17 protein-coding genes are annotated in these 22,112 nt (G+C 56.6%); 8 read left to right on the forward strand and 9 right to left on the reverse strand.

Annotated features, from left to right (window positions below; translation table 11 throughout):
• Window positions 1–80: 80 nt before the first annotated feature.
• Together mnmE and JUK32_RS21215 are read right to left on the reverse strand one after the other, a co-directional pair.
• Window positions 81–1,466: a tRNA uridine-5-carboxymethylaminomethyl(34) synthesis GTPase MnmE gene (mnmE, locus tag JUK32_RS21210; RefSeq protein WP_204140866.1), complete on the reverse strand. Its 1,386-nt coding sequence runs from the start codon at window positions 1,464–1,466 to the stop codon at window positions 81–83.
• Window positions 1,467–1,515: 49 nt separating this feature from the next.
• Window positions 1,516–2,442 (reverse strand): ABC transporter ATP-binding protein, encoded by a 927-nt coding sequence (locus JUK32_RS21215; RefSeq protein ID WP_204140867.1) that lies wholly within the window; start codon window positions 2,440–2,442, stop codon window positions 1,516–1,518.
• Between the two features lie 194 nt (window positions 2,443–2,636).
• Between JUK32_RS21215 and JUK32_RS21220 the strand changes: the two genes are divergently transcribed.
• Together JUK32_RS21220 and JUK32_RS21225 are read left to right on the forward strand one after the other, a co-directional pair.
• Window positions 2,637–4,475 (forward strand): sensor histidine kinase, encoded by a 1,839-nt coding sequence (locus JUK32_RS21220; RefSeq protein WP_204140868.1) that lies wholly within the window; start codon window positions 2,637–2,639, stop codon window positions 4,473–4,475.
• A 3-nt stretch (window positions 4,476–4,478) separates the two neighbouring features.
• Window positions 4,479–6,593, forward strand: a complete 2,115-nt coding sequence (locus JUK32_RS21225) for a bifunctional diguanylate cyclase/phosphodiesterase (RefSeq protein ID WP_204140869.1) — start codon at window positions 4,479–4,481, stop codon at window positions 6,591–6,593.
• A gap of 18 nt (window positions 6,594–6,611) precedes the next feature.
• Here the strand turns inward: JUK32_RS21225 and JUK32_RS21230 are convergent, their stop codons facing one another.
• Complete coding sequence (locus JUK32_RS21230; RefSeq protein ID WP_204140870.1) at window positions 6,612–6,968, reverse strand: hypothetical protein; 357 nt, start codon at window positions 6,966–6,968, stop codon at window positions 6,612–6,614.
• A gap of 145 nt (window positions 6,969–7,113) precedes the next feature.
• Here JUK32_RS21230 and map point away from each other — a divergent pair, with 145 nt between their 5' ends.
• The 5 genes from map (at window position 7,114) to JUK32_RS21255 (ending at window position 11,323) form a co-directional block, all read left to right on the forward strand.
• The gene (gene map / locus JUK32_RS21235; protein WP_204140871.1) at window positions 7,114–7,908 is read left to right on the forward strand and encodes a type I methionyl aminopeptidase; all 795 of its coding nucleotides are present in this window, start codon (window positions 7,114–7,116) and stop codon (window positions 7,906–7,908) included.
• 163 nt (window positions 7,909–8,071) lie between these two features.
• Complete coding sequence (locus JUK32_RS21240) at window positions 8,072–8,491, forward strand: RusA family crossover junction endodeoxyribonuclease (protein WP_204140872.1); 420 nt, start codon at window positions 8,072–8,074, stop codon at window positions 8,489–8,491.
• Window positions 8,492–8,574: 83 nt separating this feature from the next.
• Complete coding sequence (locus tag JUK32_RS21245; protein ID WP_204140873.1) at window positions 8,575–8,760, forward strand: hypothetical protein; 186 nt, start codon at window positions 8,575–8,577, stop codon at window positions 8,758–8,760.
• A gap of 214 nt (window positions 8,761–8,974) precedes the next feature.
• Entirely contained in the window at window positions 8,975–9,307 is a 333-nt protein-coding gene (trxA, locus tag JUK32_RS21250) for a thioredoxin (RefSeq protein ID WP_204140874.1), read from the forward strand.
• A gap of 375 nt (window positions 9,308–9,682) precedes the next feature.
• Window positions 9,683–11,323: a mechanosensitive ion channel domain-containing protein gene (locus JUK32_RS21255; RefSeq protein ID WP_309224599.1), complete on the forward strand. Its 1,641-nt coding sequence runs from the start codon at window positions 9,683–9,685 to the stop codon at window positions 11,321–11,323.
• 54 nt (window positions 11,324–11,377) lie between these two features.
• On the opposite strand, the gene JUK32_RS21260 is transcribed toward JUK32_RS21255, so the two are convergent.
• The 5 genes from JUK32_RS21260 to JUK32_RS21280 form a co-directional block, all read right to left on the reverse strand.
• Window positions 11,378–13,615 carry a GAF domain-containing protein gene (locus JUK32_RS21260; RefSeq protein ID WP_204140875.1) on the reverse strand — a complete coding sequence of 746 codons (2,238 nt, stop codon included), beginning with the start codon at window positions 13,613–13,615 and terminating at the stop codon, window positions 11,378–11,380.
• 926 nt (window positions 13,616–14,541) lie between these two features.
• Window positions 14,542–16,308 carry an NAD+ synthase gene (locus tag JUK32_RS21265; protein WP_204140876.1) on the reverse strand — a complete coding sequence of 589 codons (1,767 nt, stop codon included), beginning with the start codon at window positions 16,306–16,308 and terminating at the stop codon, window positions 14,542–14,544.
• Between the two features lie 136 nt (window positions 16,309–16,444).
• Window positions 16,445–17,191, reverse strand: coding sequence for an NUDIX domain-containing protein (locus tag JUK32_RS21270; protein WP_204140877.1), 747 nt, complete (start codon window positions 17,189–17,191; stop codon window positions 16,445–16,447).
• Window positions 17,152–17,751 carry a nicotinate-nucleotide adenylyltransferase gene (locus JUK32_RS21275; RefSeq protein ID WP_204140878.1) on the reverse strand — a complete coding sequence of 200 codons (600 nt, stop codon included), beginning with the start codon at window positions 17,749–17,751 and terminating at the stop codon, window positions 17,152–17,154. The genes JUK32_RS21270 and JUK32_RS21275 overlap by 40 nt, the downstream gene beginning before the upstream one ends.
• Before the next feature lie 100 nt (window positions 17,752–17,851).
• Entirely contained in the window at window positions 17,852–19,231 is a 1,380-nt protein-coding gene (locus JUK32_RS21280) for a nicotinate phosphoribosyltransferase (RefSeq protein ID WP_204140879.1), read from the reverse strand.
• 310 nt (window positions 19,232–19,541) lie between these two features.
• Here JUK32_RS21280 and JUK32_RS21285 point away from each other — a divergent pair, with 310 nt between their 5' ends.
• On the forward strand, window positions 19,542–20,426 hold the full coding sequence (locus JUK32_RS21285; protein WP_239112927.1) for a 4-hydroxybenzoate solanesyltransferase: 885 nt from the start codon (window positions 19,542–19,544) through the stop codon (window positions 20,424–20,426).
• 40 nt (window positions 20,427–20,466) lie between these two features.
• Here the strand turns inward: JUK32_RS21285 and JUK32_RS21290 are convergent, their stop codons facing one another.
• The gene (locus JUK32_RS21290) at window positions 20,467–22,068 is read right to left on the reverse strand and encodes a CHAT domain-containing protein (RefSeq protein WP_204140881.1); all 1,602 of its coding nucleotides are present in this window, start codon (window positions 22,066–22,068) and stop codon (window positions 20,467–20,469) included.
• Between the last annotated feature and the right edge of the window lie 44 nt (window positions 22,069–22,112).

A 22,112-nucleotide genomic window follows, 5' to 3' on the forward strand; every position in this document is an offset into this window, starting at 1 on the left:
CTGGTTGAGGTGAGTGGGTGAGTGGGTGAGTGGGTGAGTGGGTGAGTGGGTGAGTGGGTGAGTGGGTCCCTACATCCCCGTCATTTGCCGATGCAAAAGCGGCTGAAAATTTCGTCTAGCATGGACTCGGTGATTTCTTCGCCTGTGACTTCTCCCAGGGCGTGAACGGCAGTGCGGAGATCGATCGTCCAAAAGTCGAGGGGCAGTTGATCAGAGATTGTCGTTTGGACTTGTTCTAAGGCGGTGCGGGCGCGGGTGAGGGCAGCCGCTTGCCGTTGGTTGATGGTGATGTCAATATTGCTGGCTTGCAGGCGATCGCCCTGCACTGATTGCAAAATGGTCTTTTCCAAATCGGTAATGCCCTGGTTGAGGGCGGCAGCTGTGTAGACGTGGGGCAGATTTCGATCTGGCAAGTCGAGGGCTGTGGTCGATTCGAGTAAGTCTTTTTTATTGATTACCAAAATGATCGGACGCTGACGGATGAGTTGGTAAAGCGCCTCATCGGCGGGCGTCCAGCCCTGCTGGGCGTCGATGGTAAAGATCACTAAATCGGCAGATTGGGCCGCCGATCGCGATCGCTCGATGCCCATCTGTTCTACCTGATCGGTCGAGTCTCGAATACCCGCCGTGTCGAGCACTTGAATGGGAATGCCGCCGACCACCAGTTGCGACTCCACCACATCGCGGGTGGTGCCGGGGAGATCGGTGACGATGGCGCGATCGCTGCGGCTCCAGGCGTTGAGCAGACTCGACTTGCCCACATTAGGCCGCCCGACGATCGCCACCTTCAGACCATCGCGCAACAGCTCGCCCTGATGAGCCGTGTCTAAAATTGCCGTCACCGACTGCAACACCTGGGCCAAACGGGCGACCACTGCCGCTTCGTCCAGCGGCGGCAGATCATCTTCAAAGTCGATGCGGGCTTCGACCTCGGCCAAAATATCCAGACAGGCCGATCGCAGCTCGCGAATGGGGAGCGTGAGTTTGCCTTGCACACCCGCCAGGGCAGTTTGCGCGGCCTGAGGCGACTGTGCTCCCACCAGTTCCGAGATACTTTCGGCCTGGGTCAAGTCCAGGCGACCATTCAAAAACGCGCGGAGCGTGAATTCCCCCGGTTGAGCCAGCCGTGCCCCCTGAGCCAAGCACAGCTGCAACACTTGCTGCACCGCCATGATGCCGCCATGACAGTGAAACTCCACCACATCTTCGCGGGTGTAAGACCGGGGCGACCACATCAGTAATAGCAACGCCTCATCCACCGTTTGCCGAGTCCGGGGATCGCGGACGTAGCCGTACAAAATGCGGTGACTTTCCCAAGTTTGCTGACCTGGCGCGTGAAACAGGGTTTGAGCGATCGCCCCCGCTGCCGCCCCCGACAGCCGCACAATGCCCACACTGCCCTGCTGCGGCACAATCGCCGTCGCGATCGCCGCGATCGTTTCTCCCTGCACAATCTCCTGTTCCATGCTCTATCCTCATCCATTGATGTCGCTGAAAAGCTGCATGCCAGCCCATTCACTCGACTTCAATCATTTCCTCAGTCTGGAGGTTACCCTGGGTCACTTCTAAATAAATGTGCTCCAGTTTGACAGGACTGCGGGAAATCGCGTCGAGGGGCACTCCCTCAAACCGGGCCAGCAAATCGCGCAGTTCCAACTCATCGGGCACCCAAAAGGCCAATTCTGAGCCATACCATCGGGGCGTAAAGCCTAATTCCTGGGCGCGAGCGATCGCCACTTCCGGTTCTTTCGTTTCCACCGTCATAATTTCGCAGGCGGGAATGCGCTGCCGCAAATCAGCCAGGGAGCCCTCAGTCAAGAGCTGCCCCTGCTTGATAATGCCGATGCGCCGACACAGCCGTTCCGCCTCATCCAGCAAATGGGTGGTAAGTAAAATCGTCATGCCCTGCTCGCGACTCAGCTGTCGAATCAGATTCCACACTTCATGGCGGGCTTCGATATCCAATCCGGTGGTGGGTTCGTCAAGAATCAGCAACTTGGGAGAATGGACGATCGCCACCGCCAAGCTCAACCGCCGCTGCATGCCGCCGCTGAGATTTTCCACCGGGGTCTTAGCGCGATCACTCAAACTCACTGCCGCCAAGCAGTCGGAAACCCTGAGCGATCGCCGCCGCCGGGGCAAGCCATACACCTTGGCAAAAAATTGTAGATTTTCCTCACAGGTCAGCGATCGATAGAGCAGATTTTCCTGGGGCATCACCCCAATCCAGGGTTTTGTCGCCATACCAGCGAGCTGATTGTTGACAAACACTTGTCCTTCATCCGCCTGCAACAATCCACAAATCAGGTTAATGGCGGTGGTTTTGCCTGCGCCGTTTGGCCCCAACAGGCCGTACACTTCCCCCGGCAAAATATCCAGGCTCAGATTTTGCAGGGCTTGCCGACCGCGATAGGTTTTGCTCAAATTTCGAATCGACAGCATGGCTTCTTCTTTACTAAGGCAAGGGCTGGAAGTCGCGACTAGAGGAAAAGGCTATCACGCTTAGCCAGTCCTGGCAGCCGCAGCGCTCGGTCAACCCATGGCCGTCTGTGAAATTACCAGCATTCCAGCCCCCACGCAGACATATCAGGACGATTCGGGCAATTTAAAACCATCATTGGGGGCAAAAAAAGTTAATGACTTTAGCACTTTTACTCGACGGCGCGGGTTACATCCCCCATGGGCACTGTTATCTGTGGCAGACACCGCTCGTCGCGCTGCATGTCGCCGCTGATGGCTTGATCGCGATCGCCTATTTTTCCATTCCCGTGCTGCTGATTTATTTCATCCGGCAGCGGCATGATCTCCCCTTTCCCGGCATTTTTTGGCTGTTCAGCGGCTTCATTGTGTCTTGCGGCATCACGCATTTGTTGGCCATCTGGACGCTCTGGCATCCCGACTATTGGCTGGCTGGCGCGGCCAAAGCGTTTACCGCCTGGATTTCGATCACGACGGCAATTTGGCTCTTGCCGTCGCTACGCCAGGCGTTGGCGCTACCCAGCCTGGCGGAAATGCGTGATCTGAACTACAGCCTGCAACAAGAAATCAACGATCGCAATCAAATTGCCGCCGCTTTGAAAGAAAGCGAACTCAAGTTTCGCGGCATTTTTGACCAGATGTATCAATTCATCGGACTGCTGACTCCCCAGGGCATCCTGCTGGAGGCCAACCGCACTGCCCTCGAATTTGGCGGCATTGAGCTCGATGACGTGCGCGGGCAGCCTTTTTGGGACATGATCTGGTGGCAAATCTCACCCGCAACCCGGGAAAAACTACAGGGGGCGATCGCCCAAGCCGCCCAGGGCGAATTTATGCGCTATGAGGTCGAAGTGCAGGGCGCACAAGGCCAAGTGATTACCCTCGACTTTTCCCTGCGCCCAGTGCTCGATGACGCGGGCAACGTCGTCCTCCTGATTCCTGAGGGGCGGGATATTAGCGATCGCATCCAGGCCGAAAAAGCCCTGCAGCTCCAAGCGGTGATTACCCGCAACATGGCCGAGGGCGTCTGTTTAGTCCGGGCCGACAACGGCGTGATTGTTTACGCCAACCCCAAATTTGAGCACATGTTTGGCTATGACTCTGGCGAACTCAACGGGCAATCTGCGGCCATTGTGAATCATCCCGATGCGGCGATGACCCCAGAGGCCGTAGTGCTATCGATTCGTGAAGCGGTGTTGGCGAAAAAGGAGGCCACCTATGAGATTTACAACATCAAAAAAGATGGCACCCCCTTTTGGTGTGAAGCAACCGCCGCAGTGTTTGATCACCCTGACTATGGGCCTGTACTGGTCGCTGTACAGCAGGATATTAGCGATCGTAAGGCCGCCGAAGCTCAGGCTCAAATTCAAGCCTCGCTGGAAGAAAAAGAGCTCTTACTGAAGGAAATTTACCATCGCGTCAAAAATAACCTGCAAGTTATATTTAGCCTACTTAACCTACAGGCAAATAATCTCAGCGATGCCCATGCTAAAGCGGCGATTCGCGAAAGTCAGAATCGGATTATTGCCATGTCACTCGTCCATGAAAAACTCTATCAATCGAGTGATTTAGCCCATATCGAGCTCTCTGAATACGTGACTAGCCTAGCCAAAAGCCTGTTAGCAACCTACCGGCCTGTAGTGGGCAAAATTTCCCTTGATATTAAAATCGCCGCCTGTCATCTAGACATTGAAACGGCAATTCCTTGCGGCTTAATCCTGAACGAGCTAATCGCTAATTCACTAAAATATGCATATCCCCAGAGTCAACCCGGTTGCTTGTCGATAGAGTCGAATGATTCAGATTCTCAGCAAATTATTCTGACGATTAAAGACGACGGCATTGGTTTGCCCCAGGACTTTGATCTTCAGCGGGTCACCTCTTTGGGCCTCAAACTGGTGAGTAATTTGGCCAAGCAGCTACGCGGTGAAATCAAGATTGTGCCCTCCTGTGCCGGCACCGAATTTAAGCTTTCCTTTCCACAACCACAGGGGTGACCTATGCCACGCTGTACCGTTCTTGTAGTCGAAGACGAAGTCGTGATTGCGATGGATTTGCAGGCGACCTTGATCGAGTTGGGATATGACGTGCAGGCGATCGCCACCTCAGGGGAAGAGGCTATTCAACAGGCGGCAGCGCTCCAGCCCGATATCGTCCTGATGGACATTCATCTGGGGCAGGGCATAGACGGCATTGAGGCGGCGCAGCAGATTGTCGAGGCGTTAGAGATTCCCATCGTTTATCTCACGGCCTATGCCGACGAAGCGACCCTGACCAGAGCCCGAGAAACCTTGCCGTTTGGCTACGTGTTAAAGCCCTTTGAACCCCGAGAACTCAAAGCCAATTTGGAAATCGCCTTTTACAAACATCAGTTTGATCAACTGCTGAAAAGCAATCGGCAATGGCTGTTAGGGGTGCTTAACAGTATCAGTGAAGGGGTGGCCGCAACGGATGCCGAAGGGTTGATTAAGTTTCTGAATCCGGTGGCCGAAGGGTTGACGGGGTGGTCGGAGGCGGAGGCGATCGGCAAGTCACTAGAAGAGGTGTTGCGCCTGGTGCATGAATTTTCGCAAGAATTAGTCGAAAACCCGGTGATGCAGGCGCTAAAGCAGGGCAAGATAATCAACGCCGACACCAACATGTTTCTCGCTAATCGCATCGGAGAAACGACCCCTGTAATTCCCAGTGCGGCCCCCATTCAGGAAGCCCAGGGCAAAACCGCAGGTGCTGTAGTGGTGTTTCGCGATATGAGCGAGCAGCATCAGTTGCAGGCGCAGTTAGAACATAATGCCATGCACGATTCCCTCACCCAATTGCCCAATCGAGCGTTGTTGTTCGATCGCTTGCAGCGAGCGATCGAACGCACCCAGCGATCGCCCGATTCTGGCTTTGCCGTCATGCTGCTAGACATTGATCGCTTCAAATTTATCAACGACACCTTTGGCCACACCGTGGGCGATGAACTGCTGGTCGCCGTGGCCCCGCGCCTACTGGAGCAACTGCGATCGGTAGATACGGTGGCACGACTCGGCGGCGACGAGTTTGCCATCCTGCTCGAAGATGTGACTGACCCCAAAGTGACCGTGAAGACGGCTCAACGCATCCTTCACGCCATCAGTCAGCCGTTGCCCCTCACGAACCACGAACTGCAAGTCACTGGCAGTCTCGGCATCGTGTTGAGCACATCGGTTAGCACCAATGCGTCTGACTTATTACGCGATGCCGATATTGCGATGTATCAGGCCAAAGCCTGTGGTGGCAACTGTTGTGAGCTGTTTGACCAGGCCATTCATCAGCAGGCCAAACACCGTATCCACCGGGAGGGAGAACTCAGACGGGCGATCGCCCAAGTCGCCTTTCAGGTCTACTATCAACCCATCGTGAATTTGGCCACGCGCCAGCTGGTTTCGACAGAAGCCCTGATTCGCTGGCAAAAACCTGACGGTAGCATGGTGCCCCCCGATGAGTTCATTCCCCTAGCCGAAGAATTGGGGCTAATCGCTCCGATCGATCAGTGGGTGCTGCAAACCGCCAGTCGCCAACTGCAAACGTGGCACCCGTTGCAGCCTGCCCAGGCGCAGCCGCTCAAAATCAGCATTAACCTGTCGAGTCAGCAAATCAACCAAAACGCCTCCCTGATCGAATTAGAAAATGCGCTAGAGGCGCTTGGGGCAGTGCGTCAGAATATCCGACTCGAAGTCACTGAGAGCGTGTTTATTAAAAACATCGATCGCGCCACAGAGTTGTTTCGGCGGTTCCAAGCCTCGGGCATGCAGATTTGGTTGGATGACTTTGGCACGGGGTACTCGTCCCTCAGCTATCTGCACCGTCTGCCCATTGATGGCGTCAAAATTGACCATTCCTTTGTCGCTGGTATGGACGGCGACCCCAACAAGCTGGAAATCGTGCGGGCGATCCTAAGTCTGTGTCATATCCTCAACAAAGATGTCATTGCCGAAGGCATCGAAAACAACGCTCAGCGCCTGCTGCTCATGGATCTAGGGTGTCAATACGGTCAGGGATATTTATTTGCTCCCCCCATCCCCGCTGATCAGATTCCTCTCTGGTTTGACACTGGCCAAGAAACCCCTGCCCATAGTCGCTCTAGTCGTTAGCGAGCTGGACTGTGAAGCTCACACTTGCGGCTCTGAGGGGCGGGCTTTGGTCGTCGTCACCTCAAAGGAAATGGAGGCAGACCGTTTGGCCGAGCTCGGGGGCAAGGGCGGAGCGGCGGCAGGGGCATCCGTCACGGTAGGTGGGGGGATACTCGCTGGGGGTGCATAGCGGTCGTCGATCGCCGAGGGTGGCGTCTCTTGGCCGGTGAGCGATTGCCAGACGGAATAGTTAGAAGCGAGCGCCAGCCCCAACCCCCCTAAAACCATCCACGGCAGCGAGAGCTCTGGGGTCGCCAACCAGCTTTGCTGACTCAGCCAGTCAACCCCCCGAGACGTGATGAAGAGCAAAATACAACACAGCAACCAAAGAGCCATAAACGCGATCGCGACTCAATCCAGCTCAACACCAGAAGGGTAGCGAATTCCGCCCGGTTGTCAAGATCCGCCACCCTGCCCAATTTGACCGGGCAACGTTACAGTAGAAGACAATGTCGTTGTCCAAACACCCAAAGTAATCACTGTGGAACAGCAAGAGGTCATTACGCTGCTATCGCGTCGGGAAATTGAAAAAATGCGTCAGGCCGGTCGGCTGGCGGCGCAGCTGCTGGACTACCTGGAGCCGATGGTAAAACCAGGGGTGAGCACCCAAGAACTGAACGACGCCGCCGAAGCCTGGACGCAAGAGCACGGTGCCAAAAGCGCCCCCCTCGGCTATCCCGGTGCAGTTGATCCGTTTCCCCGCTCCATCTGCACTAGCATTAACGAAGTGGTGTGTCACGGCATTCCCAGTGCTGACCAGGTGCTGCGCGATGGTGACATCATGAATATTGACGTCACCCCGATTGTGGATGGCTACCACGGCGACACCTCTCGCACCTTCTTGGTCGGCACCCCCTCCCCGCTTGCGAAAAAGCTAGTGGAAGTGACGGAAGAGTCGATGTGGCGCGGCATTCGGGCAGTGAAACCCGGGGCGCGCATCGGTGACATCGGCGCGGCCATTCAGGAATATGCCGAAGCAGAAGGGTTTTCCGTCGTCCGAGATTTTGTTGGCCACGGCGTTCACCGCATTTTCCACACGGCACCGCAAATTCCCCATTACGGCACGGCGGGTAAAGGCAAAAAACTGCGCAAAGGTATGGTCTTCACCATTGAACCAATGATCAACGTCGGCACCTATGAAGTCGAGGTGCTGGCCGATGGCTGGACTGCCGTCACCGCCGATCGCAAACTTTCCGCCCAGTTTGAGCACACCATCGCCGTCACCGAAACCGGGGTCGAGGTGTTGACCCAGGCCGAGAGCAAAGTACCTGCCTAAGTGGCCGCGATCGCCTTGAGTCTCATCACCCCGCGCGTTTCGCCTATGCTTCAACAGGACTTGGCATTGACTTGCCTGCGAGGTCAAAGCAGCTGTAACAGTCACCCCTTAGGTGTGTCGTTAACGTTGCCTGCATTGGCGATCGCCATCCGGAATTGAGACTGTGCTGCCTTTCGATTTCGTCATTATCGGGACACCGGTACCCCACCGCGCCAAGGATAAAAAAGCGCTGAAAGCTTGGCGGACCCAGGTGATGATTACGGCGCAGGACTGTTGGGGCGATCGCCCACCGCTGGCCGAGAAACTGTCCCTCCAGATCACTCATTTTTACGATCAGCCCGTGGGGCAACCAGACCCAGATCTCGATAATGAGCGGATTGTCAAACCCGTGTTAGACGCCCTTAATGGCGTGATTTATCAAGACGACTATCAAATCGCTGAGCTGGATACGCGCCGCCGTAATCTCAACGGCTCTTTTCGAGTCAAAGGCATGTCTATGGCGCTGGCTGAGGGCTTCTGTCAGGGGGACGAGTTTTTGCATATTAAGTGCGATCGCCTGCGGCATCCAGAAAGCATCCTCTGAGGTGAGGACGACCTTATTCGGCGACAACCAGCCTAAACCCCCTGGTTCATAAGAGATAGGCCATCATTCAAATTGCCAATTCTTTGGCGATGACGGAGGTGGCCGCAGGGGGCGAAACGGTGAGGCCGCGATCGTGGCTACAGCGGCTCGGGTGCGGTGGCATTCAAGGGTATGGAATCAGTCCACCGATGGATAGGGCGGCGGCTGAAGACTTTATGCGCACCTTCACCCCCATGACTGCAACCCGGTTGATGCTCCCAATGGCGTAGGTTGCACCGATGCCCGATCGCCCCACAAAGCTGCCGAATCATCAGTGGATGGTGGGAACTCCAGTGAACCAGTGACCAATCACGCGACGCATTGTTAGGGCATCGTCGAACCTATCGATTATCTTAGGAAAGGACGCAACCCGTTGTTGACTTAGCGCAGCCGTTTGGTCGTGACGCTGAGCCAACATCCGCCCTCGTTAGGAGATTCACCACCGTGGCCGCAGCAACCAAATATGTCACTCTGACCGATGCCAATTTTGAGACGGAAGTCTTGCAGAGTAATGTTCCCGTCGTGGTCGATTTTTGGGCGGCGTGGTGCGGACCTTGCAAGTTAATGAATCCTATTATCGACGGCTTGGCTGAAGAGTTTGACGGTCAGGCCAAGCTCGCCAAAATCAACATTGATGAGTGTGAAACACTCGCCAGCCAGTACCACATTATGGGGGTGCCCACGCTGCTCTTTTTCAAAGATGGCAATCTGATCGATCGCACCGAAGGCGTGCTGGCTCAGCCCGCGATCGCAGAAAAAATTAGCAGCCTGCTCTAACCCTGCTGTTGGGCTCAACCGCCCGTCTTGATGGGCTAGGCTGTATCGGCGGCAGTGGCAAATTTTCTAAACTGCTGGTTGTGCAGGACAGAACTAAGCTTAGACACGGATGACTAGATCAGTGCCAAAGCTTCATTCGCAACCGGTGGCCCTGACCATAAACTTGGCGGGGGACAGTGCCCGCGAACTGATGCCGACTGTATCGGTTGAGCCGACCGGGAACCTTGCCTCGCCAATTCGCCCCTTTACATGGTTGAGAGCGGCACATCAGCGTCATGGGCCGTTGCCCTGGCAATCTGTGGTGGACTGCGATTTTCCCGCAGGTACCTTGCTGGTCAGGATGATGACGATGTTGATTGATAGAGACCGATCGGGGTGAGCAGTCTAGGAGGTGACGCGATCGCAATGGGGGAACGTAGACGGTCACATCGGCAACCGTGGCGCGGGCTGGTGAAATCGCCAATCTGGCGGCGGCTCTGCACCTTGGTGCTGGCGCTGATGTTGGGTAGTAGCGTCATCGGCGGCGTCATGGCCCAACCCTTGGTGCTGAATAGTGCCCCGGTGGTGTTAGATGGTCGCCCGTTATTTGATGTGGCCGCCACCAATCAGATCAATGCCGATGAGCGGGCCGACACCATCAGCGGGGAACTGGAAGACCTGATTGAGAATGATGAGGGGCTCAATGTCAGTACCGAAACCCGTAATAAAGCGCCGGTGATTTTGGTAGATGAGCGCTACCTCATGACGGTGACGCAAAATGATGCGGACTTAAATGATGTCAATTCTCCTGATGAGCTCGCCACCACCTGGGCCTTACAACTGGATCAGGAACTCGAAACCGCCCAAGCAGAACGCAGTAATGCGGTCTTGCAGCGTCGTCTCTTCTATTCCTTGGGGCTAATTGTCCTGACCTTGTTGGCACATCGCCTGATTGGTTACCTATGGCGGCGATCGCTGCGCCCGCTGTTGGAAAATTGGGTCACGTCTCGGGATGATGGCGAACAATCCCCGCCCGCCGGGTTCAATCTACTGCTGTCGTTAATTCTCAGCTTGATCCGGTTTGGCCTCTGGCTGGGCGTGATTACTTACATCACCACCCTGTTTCCGCTCACCCGCCGCTGGAGCTATTTTTTTCAGCGGCAAGTCCTCGAAGGTCTGCTGGCTCCCAATCTCCGCCTGGGACAGACCGAGATCTCCATCTTCAGCCTGTTTGTGCTGATTGGCATCCTGCTCGGCTTGGTAGTGGTGTCGGGCATCTTTGCTAACTTCTTGCGATCGCGGGTATTGCGCCTAACGGGGATCGATCGGGGATTACAGGCCGCGATCGCGGTCTTAGCCAAATACAGCATGATTTTTGTCAGCACCGTGGTGCTGCTGCAAATCTGGGGGGTCGATCTCAGCTCCCTGGCGTTGATTGCCAGTGCCCTAGGGGTGGGGATTGGGATCGGCCTCCAAAATATCGTGAAAGACTTTGGCAGCGGCTTTATTTTGGTCTTTGAGCGCCCGATTCAGGTGGGCGATTTCGTCGCGTTTGGTGAATTTCAAGGCACGGTGGAACATATCGGAGCCCGCAGCACCGAAATCAAAACGTTAGATCAGGTGTCGATTATCGTGCCCAATTCCCGCTTTTTAGAGCAAGAAGTCATTAACTGGAGCCACCGCAATCCCGTCTCCCGCATTCGAGTCCCCGTGGGGGTGTCTTACAGCTCCGATCCCAAAGACGTCAAACAAGTGCTGATTGAAGCGAGTTATCAGCATCCCCAAGTGCTCTCCAAGCCGCCGCCGCTAGTATTTTTCAAAGGCTTTGGCGACAGTTCTCTCGACTTTGAATTACTCGTTTGGATTGCAGATCCCCCAAAGCAGCTAGTAATTAAGAGCGATCTTTATTTCTCGATCGAGGCGGCGCTGCGCCAACACCATATCGAAATTCCCTTTCCTCAACGCGACTTGCACATTCGCAGTGGGCAGTTACCCCTGGAGTTTCCCGAGCAGTTACGCCCCGGCGATCGCCTGTAGTCGCCCCCGGTGTCTAGGTGCCGGGCGGGGGACTGCGGTTAACCGGGCCTGATTTCAAACGGCGAGAGTCATGTCTAACGGCAGGGTGATTTTGAAGGCGGTGCCGGTGCGATCGCTCGTCACCTGAATATCACCGCCGATATGCATCAGGAGCTTTTGCACCAGTGCTAGCCCCAGCCCAGTGCCGCCCTGCTTCCAAGGGTCAGCACTGGGCACCCGGTAGAACTTGTCAAAGATGCGCGGTAGTTCCCCCGCCGGGATTTGAACCCCGCTATTGGCCACCGTGACGAGAAGCTGGTCAGCCCGATTCGCGATCGCTGTGACCGCAATCGTCTCGCCCGGCGGCGTGTATTTACAAGCATTGTTGAGCAGTTCCGCAAAGACGCGCTCGAGGCTGGCTTGGTCACTCACCACCGACGGCAAGGTGGCTGGCAAATCAATCTCAACCGCTTGTTGCCGGCTTTGCGCCCGTTCATAAAAGCTGTTGGTAATGCCCGTGAGCCAACTCGCCAAATTAATCTGCTGCGGCGTCATGGGATGATTGCCCCCGTCGAGGCGCTGCAAATCTAGCAGGTCGTTAATCAGGCTAATTTCGCGCTCGCACTCTTCTTTCAGCACAGTGTAGTAACGCGCGACGCGGTGCTGGCTGTCTTTCGGTTTCTGCAACTCTTGATTCAGGTTTAGCTCCTGGTTCAAGGTGGCCCCCAAGAGTTGCAGGGCCACGCGCATACTGGTGACGGGGGTGCGCAACTCGTGAGACACCGTGCTGAGAAAGTCATCTTTCAGTTGGTTCAGCCGCTCTAATTCTTTCACTTGGGCTTGGGACGCTTGATAGAGCCGAGCCTGCCGAATAGCGATCGCACACTGGTTGGCCACCTGCTGCACGAGTCGAATCTCTTGATCGGCAAACCCGTAGTCTTTTTCATTGATTAGCCAGAGGTCGCCCAGCACGCCGCGATCGTCCCGAATGGGACAGGCAAACATGGCGACATGTCCCCGCACGGGGTTTGGCTCTTTGGAGCAAAACTGGAAATATTGACCGTCGAGCAGTTGATGATACACCTCGGGAAAGGCTTCCATCTGCGCGACCCGGCCTTGGTACGGGGGCAGCGACTCGTTATATTCGTAATAAATCGTCGAGGTGCCTTGTTCGAGGTCGTACAAGGCGGTGTTGGAGCCCTTCGCGCCTAAAACGCCGGTCAACTCTTCGACCGCTGTTTGCAAAATTTGGGATTCATCCAAACTGTCCCGCACGCGATCGGCAATGCGCTTGAGCGTCGCTTCAAAGTCCAACGCTTGCTGAAATTGGCGGGTGCGCTGCTCCACCTGAGTTTCTAACTCGGTATTGAGTTTGCGCACTTCGGTATACAGGTCGGCTTGAGCGAGGGCTCGCCCCACCTGAGTGGCCACATCCTTCAGCGAGGCAATTTCCCAAGGGAGCCACGGTCGTGGGTGACAGCAATCATGGACGTAAATCAGCCCCAGCAGGCTCCCCGCTTGAATGACGGGAATCGCCACATAAGACTGCACATCAAAGGCCTGTAGGTGTTTCTTAAACGCCTCTGGCAACAGGGCGGCCTCCACATCCTCCACCACCTGCACCTCGCCCTGTTGGTATTGCGCCAACTCGGCGGGGTCAAAGCAAGTGAACTCCAGCAGAATTTCTTTGAGCGAGCATTGATCCGGCACGACGGCTTCGGCGATGACACCGACGTTATCCGGTCGCAAACTGTAAAACAGCACGCGATCGGCTTCTAAAAAGCGCCGCACCTCTTCCATACTGCGTTCCAGCAGGGTGGCAGGCCGCATGGATTGCAGCAGGTGTTTGGCGATCGCCCCCAACAGTCGCTCGCGGCGCGACTCTCGCTGGAGACGCTGTTCGGATTCGACCCGATGGGTGATGTCTCGCAGTGTATGAACCAGGAAGATAGCCGCATCGGTGGCCATCACACTGATTTTGACCGCCAGAATGCGCGTTTCACTCTCGCTGTCCCGGAGGGCGATTTCCCGTTCTTGCATGGCGCGGGTGGCGGCGGCCTTGCCCTGTGACCCCTGCAAGATATCGAGCCCCACATGGGTGAGCCAATCTGGGTCAGGTGGCCCGAGCAAAGTCGATGACGGCAGCCCGAACAAATCGCAGCAAGCCTGGTTCACATACAGCCACTGGCCCTCGGCATCCGTCAAAAAGATGGGGTCAGCGATGGTGTCTAAGATCGTGGGGATCGCAGGAAGTGTATCGGTCACTTTTCGACTGGGAGAGACAGGATCAGGGGTGAATAACTCTTGAGTCATGGCCAACAGGGAACTGAGACAATAATTAGCTGAGGACAGCCTGCCACCGAGCCAACTAAGGCCCTGAAAGGAAGCGTCGTGAGTTGTGAGGGCGACCTCAGCGGCAACTGCATCAACTTATTTAGATTCCAAAGACTGCCATTGATGCGGGTACACCACGTAATGAGTCTGACTGATTGGCTGATAGCGGGCTCTCAATCTGGGGCATCGCGATCGCATCAGCGTGAGGCTGGAGTAACTCAGCAAAAGTACGGAGAAATACAGCCCCGCCTAAATGCTGCTCATAGTTTCTAGATAATCTTTACCAAATCCACATATTCACTATTCCCGGATTTTGGCAAAAAAGCTCAGCAGCGATCGCTTTTGTAAAAGAAAGTCCGTATTCCCTGGGAGGATGAGCAACCATAAAAATAGGTGCCTCAGTTGAAGCACCTAGACTGTTGTTGAGAGGAGAACAGGAACGCTTAACGGTTAAGCCTCCAAGTTGATTTCATTCTAGCTTATTGAAACTAGATGTCAATAGATCAGTGGCTGCAAACATACTATTCTCGCCAGCTCTTGTGTGTTTTAGCTCCTTTGTGATCGTAATAATCTAGCTATATAAACGTTTCAGGCGTTTTGGTCGAGTGATGTGACGAGGCGGCGGTCCACCAAGGGAGCTGTCCTTTTGCGATCAGTTTTCAAACTAATTGCATGGACACCTCCCGGCTGGGCGATCGCTTATCCCGCCCGCCTTCTCGTCCGCAGAAGGCGGGTTTCATACTAGGAAAGAGAATGCTGCCAAGGTGTTTGAACATTATCGGTAGCGGCGAACGATCGTTCGCCCGCAACACCAGATTGGCGATTCAGGATTTCCTTCAGCCACGATGAAGCAACCCTGCCATCGAGCCGTTCGCCGGGGGCGATACGTTAGCGGTGCCGGTCGATCAAGGGGCGGCAGTCGAGGCCAGGGCGATCGCGAGTTGGGGGGCGAGGTTGCCCGTCCAGCGGCTGGCGATCGGCATGCGCCACTCGGAGCCAAAGGCGCGATCGGTCACTTTCAGCACAGGGGGAGCCTGACGACGTTTGAACTCGGCGCGACTCATCAGGCGCACGACCTTTTGAACAATGTCGATGTCATGCCCTGCCGCCGCAATGTCGTCAATGGCTTGGTGGCGCTGCACCAGCCGTTCCAAGATGTCGTCCAGCACTTCATAGCTGGGCAGGGAATCCTGATCCACCTGGCCCGGCTTGAGTTCGGCGCTGGGGGCTTTGGTCAAGATATTGCCCGGAATGATGGGATCTACTTGGCTGGCATTAGCGGCCTTGACTAAGGCTGCCGGGTGCTGATTGAGCCATTCACAGATGTGGTAAACGCGAGTTTTGGGCACGTCGGCAATCACCGCCAGGCCACCGTTCATGTCGCCGTAAAGGGTGCAGTAACCGACCGCCATTTCGGACTTGTTGCCCGTGGAGAGCAGCAGGTGCCCGAATTTGTTGGCGATCGCCATCAGCAAGTTGCCGCGAATGCGAGACTGAATATTTTCTTCGGCAACGCCAAACTCCTTGTCGGCAAACAGGTTTGCTAGGGTCTCGTCGTAGCCAGACATCAGCGGGCCAATCGCCAGGGTTTCGCTGTGGATGCCGAGGTTTTGCACCAGTTGCTCGGCATCGCTGATGGAATGGCCAGAGCTATAGGGGGAGGGCATGAGCACGCCGAGCACGTTATCGGGGCCAAGGGCAGCAGCGGCGATCGCGGCCACTAGCGCCGAATCGACCCCGCCACTGAGACCAATGACCGCCTTGCTAAAGCCACACTTGCGGGCGTAGTCCCTGACGCCCAGCACGAGGGCTGACCAAATTTCTTCGTTGATGTCCGCGATCGCGCCCGCGATCGTCCCCCCCTGCAAATCCGCGGCTTGGGGATCGTAGGTGAGCCATTGCAAATCCGCCTGGAAGGCGCAGGCCCGAGTCACTAACTCACCCTGACGATTGACCGCCACACTGCTGCCGTCAAAAATCAGGTCGTCATTCGCGCCAATCTGGTTGGCATACACAATCGGCACATCAAACCGCTGGGCGCTATGGGCCAACATGGCTTCCCGAATTTGCTGCTTTTGCGCCGTGAAGGGAGAGGCCGACAGGTTGACCACTAGATCCACGCCGATGTCTTTTAATTGCGCGATGGGATTGTGCGGATACTTGCGTTGCCCCCAGAACTGCTCGTCGTTCCACAAGTCTTCGCAGATGGTGACGCCAATGTGAACGCTGCGTCCAGCGGCGAGGGCGAGGTGAAAGTGGTTGGCCGCTTGTCCGGGCTCAAAGTAGCGGTCTTCATCAAATACGTCGTAGGTGGGCAGCAGTTGTTTGTGGAAAACTTGCTGGACCTGACCCTGCTCTAAATGGGCGATGCTGTTGTAAAGCGGCTTTTCCCCGCGATCGCTGGCCCCGGCATTGGGCTCCGCACAGCCCACCAGCACCGCCACTTCGGGAGGTAGCTGGGCGGCTAGACTTTCGAGCTGCTGACGCATGGCTGCAATAAAGCCGGGACGCAACAATAAGTCACGGGGCGGATAGCCACACAGCGACAATTCTGGCGTCAACACCAGGCGGGCACCGCCAGCCGCAGCGTGTTTCACAGCGGCGACAATCTGTTCGGCATTGTGGGTGAGGTCGCCAATGGTGGGGTTGAGTTGAGCGATCGCAATTTTCATAGAAGTTACCGATACATAGTGAATGGCTTAACAGCTGGGATCACGAACTGAGTAATGCACGGGGGGTACGAGGGGGAGAGCGCCGCACCGATTTGGGGGACACGAGTATCTGTCATCCTTCTTGATGAGCCCACATTTAGATAAAGACCATGGGCTTATCTTTCAACAGGTCAAAAGCGTCGGCATCAAACTGATAGAGGCTGGCGGGGCGACCGGCACCACGGGAAGTTTTGTTGCCCGTGTCTTCTAAAAAGCCCAGCTTCAGCAGCCGCGCCCGAAAGTTGGAATAGTCCGAAAAGCCCTCGCCCAAGACTGTGACATAGAGCTGATACAGGTCGCCCAGGGTGAAGATGTCGGGCAATACGTCGAAGGCGATCGGGCTATATTCCAGCTTGTTTTTGAGGCGCTGGTAGCCATAGGCGAGCACCTCAGCATGGTCGAAGGCGAGGGTGGGCACTTGCGCCAGGGGATACCAGGCAATGCCGCTGACGCCATCGGCAATGAGTTCGGCTTCGGCGAACCGCACCAGGGCAAAGTGGCTCACTGAGAGGTAACGCACGCCATAGGCTTCCTCTGCTTCACGGGGATCGCGCTCTGGCCCGCCAAAGGTATAGAGCTGTTCCAGATACAGATTTTCGACCCGAATCTTTTCGGACAGCACGCGGTAGGCGGCGTCCTCCAGCGATTCGCCCTGGCGCACCAGGGTGCCGGGCAGGCTCCAACAGCCGTCATAGGGGGCGTCGTGGCGCATGACCAACAGCACGAGCAGCCGATTTTGCTCCGTATCCACGGAGAAAATCACGTTGTCCACGCCGACCTTAAAGTCGGCTAGGGGTTCGGCGTTCAAGAGATGGCCTGTTTTTCTTGGGAGCTTTCCGTGCATGGATACAAATTTCGTTGGTTAATATAAGCGCGAACGGCGGCGGGTAAGGCTTGGGCGTCTTCGGTTTGGCGGTAGTAAGACGACGACACCTCAAAGGTTTTGAGGGTTTCCGCGATCGCCACCTGTCCCCCCTGTTGACGAATCGCAGCTAAAGCGTGGTCGGAGGGTTGGTAGCCGGGGCGCGGCATGACCAAAATGTTGACGAGTTGAAACAACTCAGCAGCTTGGTACCAGCGGGGCAGCTGCTCGACCAAGTCGGCTCCCACAATCAGGGTGAGTTCGGCGTGGGGCCACATCTCGCGGGCTTGCTGGGCACTGACCACACTGCGCCGATGGCTGAGCGCTGCATAGAGGGCGATGCGACCGGGGGGCACCGGCAAGTCGTGAATCATCAGATCGAGCATGGCTTGGCGATCGCGCAGCGGGCACTGGTGCTGCTTAAACGGATTGTCAGCGGCCCACACGGCCACATGATCAAAATGCTGAGCGAGCCATCGCAACACTCTGCCGTGGCCCCGATGGGGCGGGTCGGCACTCATTCCAAATAGGGCAATTCGCATGGGCTTTTCCATCATGGGCAGGCAGGTAAAACAGCGACAGGCAGAGGATGAAACACAAAAATTGTTATTCGGGTGGGGCATGAGGTGCCCCATTGGTCGGTCATGACTGGCCCCCGCTGCCCACCGTTGATTGGGTTCGGTGGCGGGTGGCCTGAGTCAATTGCTCCAGCGCGGGCGTAATTTCCACAGTGTAAGGGTTCGGGTCTTGAACTTGCCGTACCGCTGGCGACAGGGCAGCGACCGACTGGGCCGTGCGCTGGGCGATCGCTGGGAGGTCAGCCAAGGGGGCAATCAGCCGGCCATTTTGCATCACGGGTTGCAGCAGGGGCTGGGCTCCGGAGTCGGGAGATTCAGTCGCAAGGGCAAGGTAGTCTTGCACAGCGCGATCGCCCTCAGATTGTCGGAAAATTTGTTTGCGGCCCGGATAGGTAACCTTGCTCGACGACTCTTTCATCACCGGCATGCCATCAATCTCGACCAGTTTGTAAACGCCGTTAACTGGACTGCCCGTGACCAGTCGCGTACCCAAGCCATAGCCATCAATCACGGCTCCGGCCTGTTTCAGCCGGACAATTTCGTATTCGTCAATGTCGCCACTGGCAAAAATGGGCACATCGGGCAGCAGCTCGCGCACCTGCTGAGACAGCAGGGCGAGATCGCCAGAATCTAGTCGAATGCCCGCCAGAGCCGCTTGTCCCTGCTGCCGATGTTCGGCCAGATGCCGGGCGGCGGCCACCGTGTCAAAGGTATCGATCAGCAACGGCGCACCGGGAAAGTAGCGATGGAAGGCGTCAAACGCATCGGTCTCACTGCCTTCGAGGGCGGCGATCGCCATCACCAGCGCGTGGGCCATGGTTCCTGCCGGCTTTTGCCCCAGTTGCAGCGCGGCCAAGACATTGGATGTACTATCTAGGCCGCCCGCGATCGCGGCCCGCGCCGCCCACAGCGCCCCTTGGGGACTAAAGGCCCGCCGCGTGCCAAATTCCAGCAGTTTGGCTTCGGGGCCAGCGACATCGCGTAAGCGAGCCGCCCGTGTCGCAATGAGCGTTTGATAATTGAGCGTATTCAGGAGATAAGTTTCCACTACCTGGGCCTGCCACAGCGGGGCTTCGATGCGCAGCAGGGGTTCGTTGGCAAACACCGCCGTGCCCTCGGGTACCGCCCACACGTCCCCGGTGAATCGAGCGTGGCGGAGGGTTTCCCAAAAGGCCGTCGGGGCATGGGCAAAAATCCCCGTCGCTTGCAGCTGGGCGAGATGGCGATCGCTGAAAGTGAACGCTTCGAGATACTCGATCGCCTGAGTCAGCCCCATCGCGATGAGATAGCCAAAGTTAGGCGGCAACCGGCGGGTAAATAGCTCAAAGCTGGCGCGGCGCTGGTCTAGGCCCTCGCCCACGTAGCAGGCACTCATGGTGAGCTGATAGAGATCCGTCAGCAAGCTGTAGTCTTCGGGCAGGGCCTGCAAAGGTGAGAGTGGCATAGCGAACTCTGAACAACTTATGGTCATTTTAACCATAAATATTCGAGATGTCTCGTGAAATGACTACAGCGTTTATGAAGATTTCATGGCCTTAAGGTTGCTCAAGATCTGTCAGAGTTGCTTTCCAGGATGGCTTGTCAGGTTTGCGGATGGGGTGGGGATGGGGCTCGATACCAATTGTATGAGAGGGGGGATCGCTGCCAGCGTCGTACTATTAGTCAGCCTAATTTTGGTGAAAACCAATATTTTCCCTTGGAATGAGATTCCCTAACAGGGCTATGCTGAAGAGTGGAAACCTGTTGCTATGACTATGGAAACGCGCGATCTGCCCCGCCCTGAACCGACCTGGAAAGCTGTCCTGCGGCTGATGCGTTGGGATAAGCCTACCGGGCGACTGATCTTAATGGTGCCAGCCTTGTGGTCGTTGTTTCTGGCGGCTCGCGGCCTGCCGCCGGTGGGGCTACTGGGGGTGATCATCGTCGGGAGTTTGGTGACCAGTGCCGCTGGCTGTGTAGTCAACGACCTGTGGGATCGCGACATTGATCCTCAGGTGCAGCGCACCAAAGCCCGACCGCTGGCCGCCAAGGCGTTGTCGGTTTGGGTCGCCCTCGCCCTCGCGGTCATCATGTTTCTCTGTGCCTATGGCCTCACGGTTTACCTCAATCCGTTGAGCTTTGCGCTTTGTGTGGCGGCAGTGCCCGTGATTGTGCTGTATCCTCTGGCGAAGCGGGTGTTTCCGGTGCCGCAGTTGGTGCTGGCGATCGCGTGGGGCTTTGCGGTGCTGATTCCCTGGGCGGCGGTGACGGGCACGTTGGAACTGGCGACCTGGCTACTGTGGGCGGCGGTGATTTTTTGGACGCTGGGGTTCGATACGGTGTACGCGATTCCCGATCGGCAGTTTGATCAGCAACTGGGCATCAACTCCAGCGCCATCTTTTTTGGCCAGCGGACACCCCTCGTCGTCACGCTCTTTTTCGTCGCCACGGCGGTACTCCTCGCGGCCGTCGGCCTGGTGATGTCGTTGGGCTGGCCCTTTTGGCTGACGTGGGTGGGGGCGATCGCGGTCTGGTCGCGTGAGGGCTACTTGCTGGGTTTTTACAACCCACCGCCGTCTTTGTACGGCAAGATCTTTCGCCAAAATGTATGGCTCGGTTTCATCTTGCTGGCCGGCATGATTGGGGGCTGCTTCACTTAGTTGATCGCTGGCATGCGGGACGATTTAGTCTGGACCTTGCTTAATCTTCGACCACAAATTCCATCAGCCGCCCTTGGGGACTGCCGAAGCGCAAGCGATCGCCCGATTGCAGACAGACTTCAGTGCGGTGGAGCTGTTGCCAGGTGCCCTGTTGTTCACAAAACGTGCCGTAGCGCGAGTCGTCACGCAAATAGTAAGCCACCGACTGCATGGCACTGGAGTTGTTCGTCTGGCGACAAAAGATTTCGGCATGGTGACCCGATACCCACGGCTCGGGGATGACGAGGTCGTTTTCGGGACGGCGACCAATACGGAGCATCCCGCCGTAGAGATACCAGGCTAAATGGGGATCATCAACGGCGCGAATGACCGCCATGGGATTGTTGGGGCAGGCATCGCCAGGGAGGCGGGTAATGTCCATCTCTTGGTCGGCGAGTACCTGACTATCAAAATCGGGGTGCCGATACAATACCGGCAACGTCCAGGCGGGCTGATTGAATTTGTACAGGGTGAGCAGTTGCTGGCGGGCGATCGCCACGGCCCGATCAACCGGATTGCGCTCCGTCAGCGCCTGGGCAAAGACCTGGATAAAGCTCAGGGCTTCTTCATCGGCAATGGCGTCACGCATGGCAATGACCGCCGGCACCCCGTGGTGCAACAACACTTCCGCCAAACTGCTGCGGGGAATCGGTCGCTGGTCTTGCTGATCGGGCCGCGCCCCCCAGCAGGTGTTAAACACGGCCAACTTCACTTGATTGAGCAGCAGCAGTTGGGCCAGTTCGGTACCATTCAGGGTCGATTCAGCTTGTAGGTAGATCAGGCCGCCATCGGGAGCGGGCACACCGTGACCGGCGTAGAAAAAGACATTGTATTCGCCGCGATCGATCGCCTTGATCAGTTCGCTGGCTCGCGGTCGCACCAGCACGTCAACCTGGCAAGGCGCACCGGTGCGGACACTCAGACCAGACGTACTCTCCCCGGTTAAAACCCGCTTGAGTAGTTGGGCTTCGGCTTCGAGCTGGAGAGTGTCGGCGGCTTCGCGATCGCCGGGCACATCCGGTTCTCCCAGCACCAGCAACACTTTGAGGTGCTGATCCAGCCGAATCGCCGCCAGGGGATCGACATCGCTTGTAGTGCGGCTAAAGCGGACATATTCGTTTAACGACATGGCTTGGCGGCCGGGCTGGGGCTGCATGATTTCCCACGGTAGGCCGATCAGGTCAGGGTCACGAATGTCGAGACACAGCGATAGGGGATTGCCCTGCCCCATGGCAATGCCCAAACTTTGGTCAAGGCTGCCTTTAATCGCACCGTCAAACAGCCACTGCCACAGTTTGACGCCGAGGGTTTGCATCAAGCGACCCGAGTAGCCTTGCGCCTTGCCATCGGGGGACTTGAGCAGCTCGGGCGTGACCATTTGCGGCACATAGGATGCGGGGACATGGGGCACCGGCGGCAAGCCCCGCAGCGAGAAGAGTTCGAGCCAGCTTTGCCACAGTTGGTTGAGCTCGTCAGACCAGGGGCGATCGTGGTGGACGTAGCCACCAGGGTAAGGGGCTTCGACCACCCAAATTGCGTAGTGGGGGGTGGTGGCATTCGCCAGACGCTCGATGGCAATACGCAGACGGATAGGCTCTGACATCGAAAATCATGAGGGAGAAAACAGACGCGAAAAGCGGTAGATCG

The sequence above is a fragment of the Halomicronema sp. CCY15110 genome (assembly GCF_016888165.1).
In the GTDB taxonomy this organism is placed as follows: domain Bacteria; phylum Cyanobacteriota; class Cyanobacteriia; order Phormidesmidales; family Phormidesmidaceae; genus Halomicronema.